The organism is Bradyrhizobium lablabi (assembly GCF_900141755.1).
GTDB lineage: Bacteria > Pseudomonadota > Alphaproteobacteria > Rhizobiales > Xanthobacteraceae > Bradyrhizobium > Bradyrhizobium lablabi_A.
Genome location: NZ_LT670844.1, coordinates 4203042 through 4216699, shown reverse-complemented (window position 1 = coordinate 4216699; position 13658 = coordinate 4203042). Strand labels below are relative to the sequence as shown.

The window sequence follows — 13658 nt, the reverse complement described above, 5'->3', positions numbered from 1 at the left end:
TTCTATTGGACTCGGCCGCCCCGGAATGATGCATGAACGCGCCCCAGAAGACCATCATGAACGCCAATCTGTTCTCCCGCCTGTTCGACGATCTCGACGATCCAGCCCGGCTCGCGATCGAGACGCTGGACGGGCAACGCATCAGCTATGGCGATCTCCTCGCCCGCACCGGTCAGATGGCGAATGTGCTGGTCGACCGCGGCGTCAAGCCCGGCGACCGCGTTGCGGCGCAAACCGAGAAGTCTGTACCGGGGCTCGTGCTCTATCTCGCCGCGGTCCGCGCCGGTGCGGTGTATCTGCCGCTCAACACCGCCTATACGCTCCACGAACTTGAATATTTTATCACTGACGCAGAACCGTCGGTGGTGGTGTGCGATCCGTCCAAGGCCAGTGGCATCGGTGCGATCGCCGCAAAAGTCGGTGCCAAGGTCGAGACACTCGGCGCCGACGGCAAGGGTACGCTGACGGAAGCCGCAGCCAAGTCGAGCCCGGCATTCGCGACCGTCGCGCGCGGCAACGACGACCTCGCCGCGATCCTCTACACGTCCGGCACCACCGGGCGCTCCAAGGGTGCGATGCTGACCCACGATAATCTGGCGTCGAATTCGCTGACGCTCGTCGACTATTGGGGTTTTACGAAAAACGACGTGCTGATCCACGCGCTGCCGATCTATCACACCCACGGATTGTTCGTGGCCAGCAACGTCACGCTGTTCGCCCGCGCCGCGATGATCTTCCTGCCGAAATTCGATCCAGAGGCGATTATCAAATTGATGGCGCGCGCCACCGTGCTGATGGGCGTGCCGACGTTTTATACGCGGCTCTTGCAAAGCCCGGCGCTGAGCAAGGAGACGACAAAACACATGCGGCTGTTCGTTTCCGGCTCGGCGCCGCTGCTCGCCGATACCCATCGCGAATGGGCGGCGCGCACCGGCCACGCCGTGCTCGAGCGCTACGGCATGACCGAGACCAATATGAACACCTCCAATCCCTATAATGGCGACCGCGTGCCCGGCGCGGTCGGCCACGCGCTGCCTGGCGTGGCCGTGCGCGTCACCGATCCGGAAACCGGCAAGGAATTGCCGCGCGAGACCATCGGGATGATCGAGGTCAAGGGACCCAATGTCTTCAAAGGCTATTGGCGGATGCCGGAAAAGACAAAAGCCGAATTCCGCGACGACGGTTTTTTCATTACCGGCGATCTCGGCAAGATCGACGGCAAGGGCTATGTGCACATTCTCGGCCGCGGCAAGGACCTCGTGATATCCGGCGGCTTCAACGTCTACCCCAAGGAAATCGAGAGCGAGATCGACGCCATGCCGGGCGTGATCGAATCGGCTGTGATCGGCGTGCCGCATGCTGATTTCGGCGAGGGCGTCACCGCCGTGGTGGTCTGCGACAAGGGCGCGCAAGTCGATGAACCCATGGTGCTGAAGGCGCTCGACGGGCGGCTGGCAAAATTCAAGATGCCGAAGCGGGTGATCGTGGTCGACGAACTCCCGCGCAACGCCATGGGCAAGGTGCAGAAGAATATTTTGCGCGATACCTACGCGAAGATTTATTCGAAGTAGCGCCGTCGTCTGCGCGAAAGTCTCCATCCGGCTACGCTCGCTCATGCCCGTCATTGCGAGGGGGCGAAGCGAAGAAGCAATAACGGACAGGACGCGCTCGCCGGACGACGTAGACCTGTTTTTATTCGATCACCTCATCCGCACGCAGCAGGAAGGATTCTGAGATCGCAAGCCCGATGGCCTTTGCGGTCTTTAGATTGATGACCATTTCGAATTTGGTCGGCTGCGTCACCGGAAGATCGTTGGTCTTTGCACCCTTCAATATCCGGCCGGCATAAATGCCCGCCTGGCGGTAACCTTCCTCGAAGCGCGCCCCATAACTGAGCAGGCCGCCGACTTCCGGGAATTCGCGGCGGAACGACATCGCGGGCAACCGGTGGCGCAGCGCGAGTACAGCAATGTGCTCGCGGTCGGAGCCGAAGAACGGATCATTGCACGCGAGCACGGCGCCGACCTTTTGCTGCGCGAACCTCGCAAAGGCGGCATCGATTTCCGCTTCAGTGCTGGCGTTCAAGACTGTCGTCTTCACGCCGAGCCTTGCCGTAGCCTGGTCGACTTCCTGCGCCTGCGTCTTGGCGTCCGGATATTTTGGATTGATGAGGACGCCGACGGCGGATGCCTGCGGCAGCATCTCGTGCAACAGCTCAAGCCGCTTGGCTTCCAGCGCCGCCCCGACCATGCTAATGCCGGTAACGTTGGCCTCGGGCCGGTTGAGGCTGCCGACGAGGCCGGTCCGGACCGGGTCGGCGGCGCTGACAAAGACGATGGGAATTGTGGATGTAGCGTTTTTGGCCGCCCGCGCCGGATCGCTGCCGCCGGCCGCGATAATCAGGGCAACGCGGCGGTCAACTAGCTCCGCCGCCATGGCCGGCAGCTTGTCATATTGCCCCTCGGCCCAGCGATATTCGATCTTGAGATTCTGGCCTTCCACATATCCCTGCTCCCTGAGACCCGCGCGCGTGGCGTTTGCCAGGCTGACTTGATCGTCGCGCAAACCGCTGTGCAGGAATCCGATAGTGGCGGAGTCTGCCTGCTGCGCGCGCGCGGCGAGCGACACACTTGCCGCCGCACCGCCAAGAGCGAGAATGAACGCGCGACGCTTCATTCGATCACCTCGTCGGCGGTGGCGAGCAGCATCGGCGGCACAGTTAGACCAAGCGCCTTGGCAGCCTTCAGGTTGACGACGAATTCAAACTTGTCCGGCTGCTGCACGGGAAGGTCGGCTGGATTAGCTCCTTTTAGAATGCGATCGACATATCCGGCGGAACGCCGAAAAATATCCGCGGTATCCGGTCCGTACGACATCAGTCCACCCTCGTCAGCGAACGGCCGGTACACCGAAATCGCGGGCAACCGGTTTTGCGCGGCGAGCTGCGCAATCTGTTTGATCCGAACGACGTTGAACGGGTCAGGCCCGATCATCAGGCAGCTATCCGGCCTCTGCGCCAGCGCGGCGATGGCCACTGCCATTTCGTCATTGCTGTGCACCGGCATAGCAACGAGTTCCGTCGTTCCCGATTGATGGGCGGCTTCGATCTCACGAATCCAGCGGGGATAGAAAGGCGTCGTGCTCGGATCGAACAGCAGCCCGGCGCGGGCGACATTGGGCGTGATCTCCCGGAGCAATCCGATCCATTTTCCGATCAATGCCGGATCGATGAAGGTAAAGCCGGTAAAATTGCCACCCGGACGCGACAGGCTCTCGACATGGCCAAGGCCGACCGGATCGGTCGCGAGTGCAATGACGACCGGGATCGAATTGGTCATGCTTTTTAGCATCGCGATGACAGGCGTGCTGTTGGCCACGATCACGTCAGGCTTAAGCGCCACCACTTCTTCCGCATATTTTCGGATGAGGTCGCTGTTGCCGGCCGACCAGCGGTATTCGATGTGGACATTCTCGCCTTCCTTCCAGCCGAGCTCCGCAAAACCCCGGCGGAACGCCGTGATGCGTACCTGACTGTCGGGATCGCTTTCTACGCCCGACAACAATACGCCGACCTTCCGCACGCCGTTGGTCGCTTGCGCGTGCGCGACGAACGGCAGCGACGCCGCGGCACCGCCAAGCGCCAATATGAACGCCCGCCGCCTCATTCGATCACCTCGTCGGCGGTCGCGAGCAGCGCCGGCGGAATCTCGATGCCGAGCGCTTTTGCGGTCTTGAGATTGACGAACAGGTTGAACTTGGTCGGCTGCTCGAAGGGAAGCTCGGCGGGATTGGCGCCGTCGAGGATTTTCTTCAAAAGACGCGCTACGCCCTGAAACGCCTCCCTGGGATCGCGGGAATAAGTCAATAGCGCGCCGGCCTGCGCAAACGGCCGCGCGAAGGTTCCGAATGTCGGCACCCGCAACGCCAGCGCCTGCGCGGTGATGCGGTCGGCCAGCGCAAACACGCTGTTGTCACTCAGCACGATCACCGCGCCGGGAGGCTGTCGCGACATCTCGGCAAAGGCCGCCTCGAGATCGGCAGGCGCGCTGACGCGTGCCACATCGATTGCAATCCGCTGTTTTTCAGCGGGATCCTTCAGCAAGTCGAGCATGGCCTGAGTAGACGGATTGGACGGGTTGGTGAACACCATGACACGACGAATGCCGGGGATCGTCTCGCGCATCATTTCAAACAGTTTGAGCTCGAGGTCTTCCGACATGGTGGCGACGCCCGTGATATTTCCGCCGGGACGGGCGAGGCTCTCGACAAGGCCTATGGCCACCGGCGTATTCAGGCCGGTGCCAATGATGGGGACCGTCCGCGACAGCTTCTGCACGGCCAGTGCCGCGAGATTGGTGGACACGACCACGGCGCTTGGATGGAACGCCAGCAATTCGGCCGCAAGGGGCGCAAATCGGCTTGCGTCGCTGCCAGCCCAACGGGTCTCGAACAAATAATCCTGTCCCTGGACCAGACCGAGTTCGCGCATCCCGGCGTCGAGCAAAGACATCTGCAGCCTGCTGGAGCTGGCATCCTCGGCGCCGCTGCCGAGGATGGCGATCACAGGTTTTGCCTTTTGCGCGCGGGCCGCGCTCGGCCATGCGACCGCTGCGCCGCCCAGAGCCAGGATGAACCCGCGCCGTTGCATCAATATCCCCGTCCATCCCAATGCCCGGCGACATTCATCCAAATCACCCCGGATTTCAACGAACCGCCCGGCGAGAAATCCAGGCCTCGCGCCCCCGGCCATCCGAAGCGAAGCCAGTCCGAGCAGCCCAGACATCCGTTCATGAATCGTGCTTCAGGTATACCAGCCATCAGCGGCATCAGACCTTGTCAATGGCCGCAATTGCAAGCCTCATCCATAGATGTGAACCTTGGTTCGCAATTGTCGATTTTCGCCGTTGCGCTGGCTGTTTCGACTTCGTAAATAGGATTTATCTTTTGCGATCCCCGAGGGGTCCCAGCGCGGGCCCGCCAACCGTCAAAGCCGCCGATGACCGCCAGGATCGAACGACCGCTTTCGCCTCACTTGCAGACCTACCGCTGGACCCTGACGATGGCGCTTTCCATCGTCCATCGCGCCACCGGCGTCGCGCTGTATTTCGGTACTCTGTTGCTGGCGTGGTGGCTGATCGCAGCCGCCTCCGGGCCGGCCGCCTACGCCAATGTGCAGGCCTTTACCACCGGCTTCTTCGGCCGATTGATCGTGTTCGGCTACACTTGGGCGCTGATGCATCATCTACTCTCTGGCATCAGGCATTTCGTCTGGGATCTGGGTTACGGCTTCAAGCCGAACGAGCGTGAAGCGCTGACCTGGGCCGCCCTGATCGGCGGCATTTCGCTGACGGTGCTGTTGTGGATCGCGGCCTACGCGATCGGAGGCGGACGATGAGCGCACACGAAACCGCTGCCCCGAAGACCATGCGCACTCCGCTCTCGCGCGTGCGCTATCTCGGCGCCTCGCATTCCGGCACCTCGGATTTCTGGCGCCAGCGCCTCACCGCGGTGGCGATGGTGCTGTTGATCCTGCCGGTGATCGTGGTGGTGATGATGCTGCTCGGCCGCAACCAGGCCTTCGCCAAGCAGGTCCTGGGCTCGCCGCTGGTCGCCATCATCCTGCTTTTGTTCATCATCGCCAGCGCCTGGCACATGAAGATCGGCATGCAGGTGGTGATCGAGGACTATGTGCATAACGAGAAGCTCAAGCTCGCCGCCGTGATGGCCAATAATTTCTTCGCGGTCGCAGTCGCGCTGGCCTCGATCTACGCGATTTTAAAACTGTCATCGGGAGTTTAGCGCATGGCCGCTGATGGCAACGGCAAGGCCGCGAACGGCTCTGGTGGTCCCGCCACCAATGGCAAGGCCTATCCGATCGAGGACCACACTTACGACGTCGTCGTGGTCGGCGCCGGCGGCGCGGGGCTGCGCGCCGTGGTCGGCTGCAGCGAAGCGGGGCTGCGCACCGCCTGCATCACAAAAGTGTTTCCGACCCGCTCGCACACCGTTGCAGCCCAAGGCGGCATCTCGGCTTCGCTCGGCAACATGCATCCGGACGACTGGCGCTGGCACATGTACGACACCGTCAAGGGGTCGGACTGGCTCGGCGATCAGGACGCCATCGAATACATGGTGCGCAATGCGCCGGAAGCCGTCTATGAGCTCGAACATTGGGGTGTGCCGTTCTCGCGCACCGAGGACGGCAAGATCTATCAGCGGCCGTTCGGCGGCATGACGCTGGACTACGGCAAGGGCCAGGCCCAGCGCACCTGCGCCGCCGCCGACCGTACCGGCCATGCCATGCTGCACACCATGTACGGCCAGGCGCTGCGCCACTCCGCGGAATTCTACATCGAATTTTTCGCCATCGACCTGATCATGGACGACCAAGGCACCTGCCGCGGCGTGGTCGCGTTAAAACTCGACGACGGCACGCTGCATCGTTTTCGCGCGCAAACCACCATCCTCGCCACCGGCGGCTATGGCCGCGCCTACGCCTCCTGCACCTCCGCCCATACCTGCACCGGCGATGGCGGCGCCATGGCGTTGCGCGCCGGGCTGCCGCTGCAGGACATGGAATTCGTTCAGTTCCACCCGACCGGCATCTATGGCTCTGGCTGCCTCGTCACCGAGGGCGCGCGCGGCGAGGGCGGCTATCTCGTCAATTCCGAAGGTGAGCGCTTTATGGAGCGCTATGCGCCGTCCGCCAAGGACCTCGCGTCACGCGACGTGGTGTCGCGCGCGATGACGATCGAAATCCGCGAAGGCCGCGGCGTCGGCAAGAAGAAAGACCACATCTTCCTGCATCTCGACCATCTCGATCCAAAAGTGCTGCACGAGCGGCTGCCGGGCATTTCCGAATCGGCGAGGATATTCGCCAATGTCGACGTGACGCGCGAGCCGATCCCGATCGTGCCGACGGTGCATTACAACATGGGCGGCATTCCCACCAATTATCACGGCGAAGTTCTGACCAAACGAAACGGCGACGACAATGCCATTGTGCCCGGCCTGATGGCGCTCGGCGAAGCGGCTTGCGTCTCCGTGCATGGCGCCAACCGTCTCGGCTCCAATTCGCTGATCGACCTCGTCGTGTTCGGCCGCGCCGCGGCCTTGCGCTGCGCCGAGAAGCTGACCGCGAACGGCAAGCAGGCCGAATTGCCGGCCGGCTCCGCCGACAAGGCGCTGGGGCGGCTCGATCATTACCGCCATGCTTCCGGCGGCACGCCGACGGCAAAACTGCGCGACAACATGCAGCACGTGATGCAGAACAATTGCGCGGTATTCCGCACCGGCGAGATCCTGCACGAGGGCCAGAACCTGATTCACAAGGTGCATGGCGGCATCGGCGACATCTCGGTCAGTGACCGCTCGCTGACCTGGAATTCCGATCTGGTGGAGACGCTGGAATTCGACAATCTGATCGTGCAGGCGGTGGTGACGATGGATTCGGCCGCCAACCGCTCGGAAAGCCGCGGCGCGCATGCGCGCGAGGATTTTCCCGACCGCGACGACAAGAACTGGATGAAGCACACGCTGGCCTGGCTCGACGATGGCGGCAAGACCTCGATCGACTATCGCCCGGTACACGACTACACCATGACCAATGACGTTCAATACATCCCGCCGAAGGCGAGGGTGTATTGATGATACTCGAGCGTGGCGGAAGAGGTACGCCGCAGCGCTCGTCGCGACCGGTTTCTTTGGGAGTGACGCTTGCAGCTATCGCCTCCGTCGTGGCGTCCGAATCCGCAGCAGCCGGAAGGGTCTCTCCGCCGGGGCGGCTCGCTGGCTGCTGGACCCAAACGACTCCCTTTCCCAGGGATCAGATCCCCGTCGACAGGAACGAGTGGGGCTCGCGGACATGGTGCTTTCGGCCGCGTGGCCTACTTGAGACCTGGAATGTGGCGTGCGGGAAAAGTAGCGGTTGCGACGGATGGGATGGACAATGGCAGTATCGCTTGCGCGGAGCGACGATGGAAATGGAAGACTATGCCTATGACGACAAGGGCAGAGGCACCCGGTTCTGGCGCAAATGTCTGCCTGTGTTCACAAAAGACGACCGCTTCGTTCTAGCAAACTGTGGAATGTCTCAGGACGAGTTCGTCAGAGACACGGACCCCAATAGCACTCGATAGGCACAGCTTCCCATGGTTGAATTCGCACTCCCGAAAAACTCAAGGATCAGCGGCGGCAAGAGCTGGCCGAAGCCGGCCGGCGCGACCGAGACGCGCGAGTTCAAAATCTATCGCTGGAACCCGGACGACGGCAAGAATCCGAGTGTTGATACCTATTACGTCGATATCCATGATTGCGGCCCGATGGTGCTCGATGGCCTGATCTGGATCAAGAACCACATCGATCCGACGCTGACTTTCCGCCGCTCCTGTCGCGAGGGCGTGTGCGGCTCCTGCGCCATGAATATCGACGGCCAGAACACGCTCGCCTGCACCAAATCGATGCACGACGTGAAGGACGGCGCGGTCAAGATCAATCCGCTGCCGCATCAGCCGGTGATCAAGGATTTGGTGCCGGACCTCACCAATTTCTACGCGCAATATGCCTCGATCGAGCCGTGGCTGAAGACCACTTCCCCGACGCCGCAGAAGGAATGGCGGCAGAGCCATGAGGACCGCGAAAAGCTCGACGGGCTTTACGAGTGTATTCTCTGCGCCTGCTGCTCGACCTCATGCCCGAGCTATTGGTGGAACAGCGAACGCTTTTTGGGCCCGGCCGCCCTGCTGCAGGCGACGCGCTGGGTCAAGGATTCGCGCGATGAAGCGACCGGCGAGCGGCTCGACAATCTCGAAGACCCGTTCCGGCTCTACCGCTGCCACACCATCATGAACTGCGCCAAGGCTTGCCCGAAGAGCCTCAATCCCTCCGAGGCGATTGCCGAACTCAAGCTGAAGCTGGTCGAGCGGCAGATTTGATACTTGTCGTCCCGGCGAACACCGGATCCACAGCCACCGAAATTAGTTGTAGAGAGCCGTTTAGTCCCAGCGCTAAATAGCAAGGCCGCGGCGTATGGGTCCTGGCGTTCGCCGGGACCAGATGGAGTGTGACGTTGGAACGGATGGCAAAGTCAGCTATGTAAGCGCGGCATTCGCGAAGCGCCAGCGAGACACGTTTGACCATACCCATCCCTCCTCCCGGCATTGCCGCGGCCAACGATCCGGCGTCGCCGCCATTTGGCGCATTCGCGCCAACTAGCGCGCAGTCTGCGATCATCCGGCTTGCGCAGCGCACGCGGCTGAAACGCGGCGCATTCCGGCCGATGCTGTCGCGGCTGGTCAATTTGCTGCGCGCGGGTCCGGTCGATGTCGCCTATCAGGGCGCCTCGTTCCGCTTCTATCATCAGGCCTCTGCGACCGAGCGCGGCGCGTTGTTCAATCCGGATTACAATCTCGAGGAGCTCGCATTTTTGCGCGAGCAAACACCCACAGGCGGCGTCTTCGTCGATATCGGCGCCAATGTCGGGACCTACGCCATGGTGCTGGCGCGTCACGTCGGCGCGCAAGGCAAGGTGATCGCGGTCGAGCCGCATCCGGTCACGCAGGCGCGGCTTGCGTTCAACCTTGCCGCGTCCGGCGCCACGCAAGTCGCCCTGGTCGCCGCGGCCGCCGGCCCTTCGGACGGCGAGCTGATGATCGAGACCGACGGCGACAATCTCGGCGCCAGCCACATCGTGTCAGGAACAAGCTCGGGCAGCGCCATCAAGGTGCCGTCGTTGCGGTTGCAACGCATTCTCGGCGATGCCGGCGTCAGCCATGTCGATGCGCTGAAGATCGATGTCGAGGGTTTTGAGGACCGCGTGCTGACCACCTTCTTCAGGCAGGCGCCGCCATCGCTGTGGCCGCGCGCGGTGGTGATCGAGCATCTGTCGCGGAACGAATGGCAGGACGACTGCATTGCCGACATGCGCGCGCGCGGTTACGCGGAGATCGGCAAGACCCGCAGCAACACGTTTCTCGTCAAATTATAACTCGAGCCCAAACCGCAGGAGATTTCGATGATCGACCACATCGGTTTTCCAGTTTCCGATTATGCGCGCGCGAAAACCTTCTACGCGAAGGCGCTGGCGCCGCTTGGCTACAGCCTGATCATGGAAGTGACGCAAGAGGAGAGCGGTCACGATCCCGCGGCCGGTTTCGGCGCCAATGGTAAGCCGGATTTCTGGATCGGCGGCGAAGGCGGGTTGGACAAGCCGCTGCATGTCGCGATCCTGGCGAAGGACCGCTTGACCGTCGATGCGTTCTACAACGCGGCGATCGCGGCGGGCGGACGCGACAATGGCGCGCCCGGCATCCGCGCGCATTATCATGCCAATTATTACGGCGCGTTCGTGCGCGATCCCGACGGCCACAATATCGAGGCGGTCTGTCACGCGCCGGCGTAAGGCCACCTCACTCTCGCTGCAGCGCGATGCTGTCAGAGGCGGAACATTGCCGCGCCAAGGCCGTTGACGCGCACCAGATATGGGGACGACATGAAACTATGTTTTGAAACGATGGCCTGAATGCGCAATGAACAAACGCGCTTCCGGACTTTCCTTGTCATGAAATAAAAACAAGTCCGCCTTTAGAGGCCGCCACAATCCGGCCTAATGCTTATTGCCAACACCGTATTGTCGAAAACCTTCCCTAGGGATCCAGACCATCATGACAAACCTTCGTCTCGTGCTGCTTGCCACGACCGCGCTTACCGTGACGCAACTCGCAGCCGCTCCATCGCATGCGCAAACCGCGCCGCTGGTCGTGGCGCAGGCCGCGCCGAAGGAAGAACTGGGTCCGGACGGAAAGCCCAAGCCGAAGGAAGCGCCGAAGGGCGCCCCACCGAAGGCAGCACCCCCCGCGCCCCCCGCAGCCCCGCCGGCGAAGCCCGCAGCTCCTCCGCCACCACCGCCGCCTCCGCCACCACCCGCGCCGAAGCCCGCACCGCCTGCGGCACCACCCCCGCATGTCCCGCCGCCCGCGGCACCACCACCGCCGCCGCCGCCGCCCCCGCACGTTCCGCCACCCGCGGCAGCCCCGCCCGCGCCGCCGCCTCCGCACATTCCGCCGCCTGCGGCAGCGCCACCGCCTGCAGCGCCGAAGCCCACCCCGACGCCAAGCCCGACGCCGACACCGACGCCGAGCCCAACGGCTACGCCGCAGATTCAGCAAAGGCTCGAGCAGAAGCTGCCGCAGAAGAACGCGCCGACCTTGGTACCGCCAACAGGGGCGAAACAACTGCCGCAGTCACCTGCGCCCACCGCGGCCCCGACGCCGACGCCGACGCCCACGGCGCCTCCCGCAGGCGGTGGCGCGGGTACGCCACCCCCAGGGCGCGCCGGCCAAACGCCCGCCGCGACCCCGTCACCAACGTCGACGCCCACTCCTACACCTACTGCGCCTCCCACTGGCGGTGGCGCGGGCACGCCGCCGCCAGGTCGCGCCGGCCAGGCACCGGTCGCGCCGAGCGCTACGCCGGCACCGGGTGGCGCGCAGACCGCGCTGCCGGCTGGCGCCGCGCCGCTGGTGCGGCATGCCCCGCCGACGGTGACCGCGCCGCTGCCGCCCCCGCCGCCGCCCGCCGCAGCGCTCGCACCCATTCCTCAGGGTGCGCCGCCGCAGGGGCCGCGCCGCATGGAAGATTTCCGCGCCGCGCGGCAGGAAAGCGACCAGGGGGGCCGCAGGGTCTTCACCGAACCCGGCCGCGTCATCATTGTCGATCCCTCCGGGCAGTCGTTCATTCGCCACGACGAAGATGAGCGATTCCGTTACGGCGCGCGCGACATCCGGACCGAGCAGGTCGGCGGCGACACCCGCACCGTCGTGATTCGTCCCGACGGCTCGGAGATCATCACCGTGGTCGGCCGCGACGGCCAGTTGCTGCGCCGGATCAGGCGCGATCGCGAAGGCCGCGAGATCATTATCATCGACAACAGCTATCGCGATCCGGCCGCGGTCGGCGGCTTCTATGTCGACCTGCCGCCGCCGGTGATCCGCATTCCCTACGACCGCTATATCGTTGAAGCCGACGACGCGCCGCCGGACCTGATCTACGAGACCATGGAGGCGCCGCCGGTGGAACGAATCCAACGGCGTTATTCGCTCGACGAGATCCGCTACAGCCCGTCGGTGCGGCAGTTGATGCCGAGCATCGATCTCAACTCCATCAACTTCGAGACCGGATCGTGGGACGTTCCACCCGATCAGGCGGCGAAGCTGCAGGTGATCGCGGACGGCCTCAATCGGGCGATCCAGCGCAACCCGCGCGAGGTGTTTTTGATCGAGGGCCACACCGATGCGGTCGGCAACGATGTCGACAATCTGTCGCTGTCGGATCGTCGCGCCCAATCCGCGGCCGAGTTGCTGACGCAGCAGTTTGGCGTGCCGGCGGAAAACCTGACTTCGCAGGGCTATGGTGCGCAATATCTGAAGGAACAGACGAGCGGACCGAGCCGTATCAACCGGCGCGTCACCGTCCGCCGCATCACGCCCTTGCTCAACGGCGGGGTGGCATCGCTGCCGCCGCCGCCCCCGGGCATCGCGCCGCCGCGCTGAGGCAAAACATTCGCGATTTGAAATGGCCAGGGGCAATCCCGGCCATTTTTTTTGCTGGCTCGCCGCCGATCGGCGCGTCCCTACCGCGACTTCTGAGCCTCGCCGACGGAAGGCAGTGCCATCACGGCGACGCCGGGCGGCGGCACATCGTCGTCGGGCACGAAGAAATCCGACATTAGGGGTACAGAGGCATCGACGCGATAATGTTCAAAATCGCGCACGCCGCTGTCGTAGAGCACCTTGTCGTCGATGCAGAACTGGCCGGTGAATTCGCGGGACGGCTTGGTGAAGATGACATGGGCCGCATCGCCCATGATTTCGGGCGTGCGGCTGGCGCGCATCATGGCCTCGCCGCCCAGGAGATTGCCGACCGCGGCGGTGGCAATGGTGGTGCGCGGCCACAGTGCGTTGACCGCAATGCCCGCAGACTTCTGCTCGGCGGCAAGACCCAGCACGCACAGGCTCATGCCGAATTTCGCCAGCGTATAGGCGGTGGAATGCTCGAACCATTTTGCCTTGATGTCGAGCGGCGGCGACAGCGTCAGGATGTGCGGATTCTGCGATTTCTTCAGATGCGGGATACAATATTTCGACACCATGAAGGTGCCGCGGGTGTTGATGCCCATCATCAGGTCGAAGCGCTTCATGTCCGTCGCTTGCGAGTTGGTCAGGCTGATGGCGCTGGCATTGTTGACGCAGATGTCGATGCCGCCGAATTCGGCGACGGTCTTGTCGATTGCCGCGATCACCTGGGCTTCATCGCGGATGTCGCAGAGGATCGGCAGCGCCTTGCCGCCGGCGGCGCGGATGTCATCGGCGGCGGTAAAGATGGTGCCCTTGAGTTTCGGATGCGGCTCGGCGGTCTTTGCCGCGATCGCGACATTGGCGCCGTCGCGCGCCGCGCGCAACGCGATCGCAAGCCCGATGCCGCGGCTGCCGCCGGAGACGAACAGCGTCTTGCCTTTGAGGGTGGTCATCTGAAGCCTCCTGTTATGGACGCACGGAATGACTGGCTCCCTCCCCCCTTGCGGGGGAGGGTGGGGTGGGGGGTAGCCGCGAGTCCGGTGTTTGTGGCTTACCCCTCTCCCTAGCCCTCCCCCACAAGGGGGG

General features: G+C 63.5%; 12 protein-coding genes. 8 read left to right on the top strand and 4 right to left on the bottom strand.

The features are described from left to right. Positions 1 to 56 precede the first annotated feature (56 nt). Positions 57 to 1571 (top strand): malonate--CoA ligase, encoded by a 1515-nt coding sequence (locus B5526_RS19645; RefSeq protein WP_079545122.1) that lies wholly within the window; start codon positions 57 to 59, stop codon positions 1569 to 1571. Between the two features lie 121 nt (positions 1572 to 1692). On the opposite strand, the gene B5526_RS19640 is transcribed toward B5526_RS19645, so the two are convergent. Genes B5526_RS19640 through B5526_RS19630 form a run of 3 tightly spaced genes read right to left on the bottom strand, consistent with a single transcriptional unit; the run spans position 1693 to position 4648 of the window. Further along, the gene (locus B5526_RS19640) at positions 1693 to 2676 is read right to left on the bottom strand and encodes an ABC transporter substrate-binding protein (RefSeq protein ID WP_079540703.1); all 984 of its coding nucleotides are present in this window, start codon (positions 2674 to 2676) and stop codon (positions 1693 to 1695) included. Then, positions 2673 to 3665 carry an ABC transporter substrate-binding protein gene (locus B5526_RS19635; protein WP_079540701.1) on the bottom strand — a complete coding sequence of 331 codons (993 nt, stop codon included), beginning with the start codon at positions 3663 to 3665 and terminating at the stop codon, positions 2673 to 2675. Before B5526_RS19635 ends, B5526_RS19640 begins: the two co-directional genes overlap by 4 nt. Continuing rightward, positions 3662 to 4648: an ABC transporter substrate-binding protein gene (locus B5526_RS19630; protein WP_172842068.1), complete on the bottom strand. Its 987-nt coding sequence runs from the start codon at positions 4646 to 4648 to the stop codon at positions 3662 to 3664. Before B5526_RS19630 ends, B5526_RS19635 begins: the two co-directional genes overlap by 4 nt. A gap of 348 nt (positions 4649 to 4996) precedes the next feature. On the opposite strand from B5526_RS19630, the gene sdhC reads away from it, so the two are divergent. From sdhC to B5526_RS19595, 7 genes are all read left to right on the top strand, one after another. Further along, a complete protein-coding gene (gene sdhC, locus B5526_RS19625; protein WP_079540696.1) occupies positions 4997 to 5395 on the top strand; it encodes a succinate dehydrogenase, cytochrome b556 subunit in 399 nt (132 codons plus the stop codon). A 29-nt stretch (positions 5396 to 5424) separates the two neighbouring features. Then, a complete protein-coding gene (sdhD, locus tag B5526_RS19620; RefSeq protein ID WP_172842209.1) occupies positions 5425 to 5799 on the top strand; it encodes a succinate dehydrogenase, hydrophobic membrane anchor protein in 375 nt (124 codons plus the stop codon). A gap of 3 nt (positions 5800 to 5802) precedes the next feature. Next, on the top strand, positions 5803 to 7647 hold the full coding sequence (gene sdhA, locus B5526_RS19615) for a succinate dehydrogenase flavoprotein subunit (RefSeq protein WP_079540692.1): 1845 nt from the start codon (positions 5803 to 5805) through the stop codon (positions 7645 to 7647). A gap of 503 nt (positions 7648 to 8150) precedes the next feature. Next, complete coding sequence (locus B5526_RS19610; protein ID WP_079540690.1) at positions 8151 to 8933, top strand: succinate dehydrogenase iron-sulfur subunit; 783 nt, start codon at positions 8151 to 8153, stop codon at positions 8931 to 8933. 224 nt (positions 8934 to 9157) lie between these two features. Further along, on the top strand, positions 9158 to 9985 hold the full coding sequence (locus B5526_RS19605) for an FkbM family methyltransferase (RefSeq protein ID WP_079545121.1): 828 nt from the start codon (positions 9158 to 9160) through the stop codon (positions 9983 to 9985). A gap of 27 nt (positions 9986 to 10012) precedes the next feature. Beyond that, entirely contained in the window at positions 10013 to 10399 is a 387-nt protein-coding gene (locus B5526_RS19600; RefSeq protein ID WP_079540688.1) for a VOC family protein, read from the top strand. Positions 10400 to 10661: 262 nt separating this feature from the next. After that, positions 10662 to 12548: an OmpA family protein gene (locus B5526_RS19595; protein WP_079540686.1), complete on the top strand. Its 1887-nt coding sequence runs from the start codon at positions 10662 to 10664 to the stop codon at positions 12546 to 12548. Positions 12549 to 12628: 80 nt separating this feature from the next. Here the strand turns inward: B5526_RS19595 and B5526_RS19590 are convergent, their stop codons facing one another. After that, positions 12629 to 13525, bottom strand: coding sequence for an SDR family oxidoreductase (locus B5526_RS19590; protein WP_079540684.1), 897 nt, complete (start codon positions 13523 to 13525; stop codon positions 12629 to 12631). Positions 13526 to 13658 lie beyond the last annotated feature (133 nt).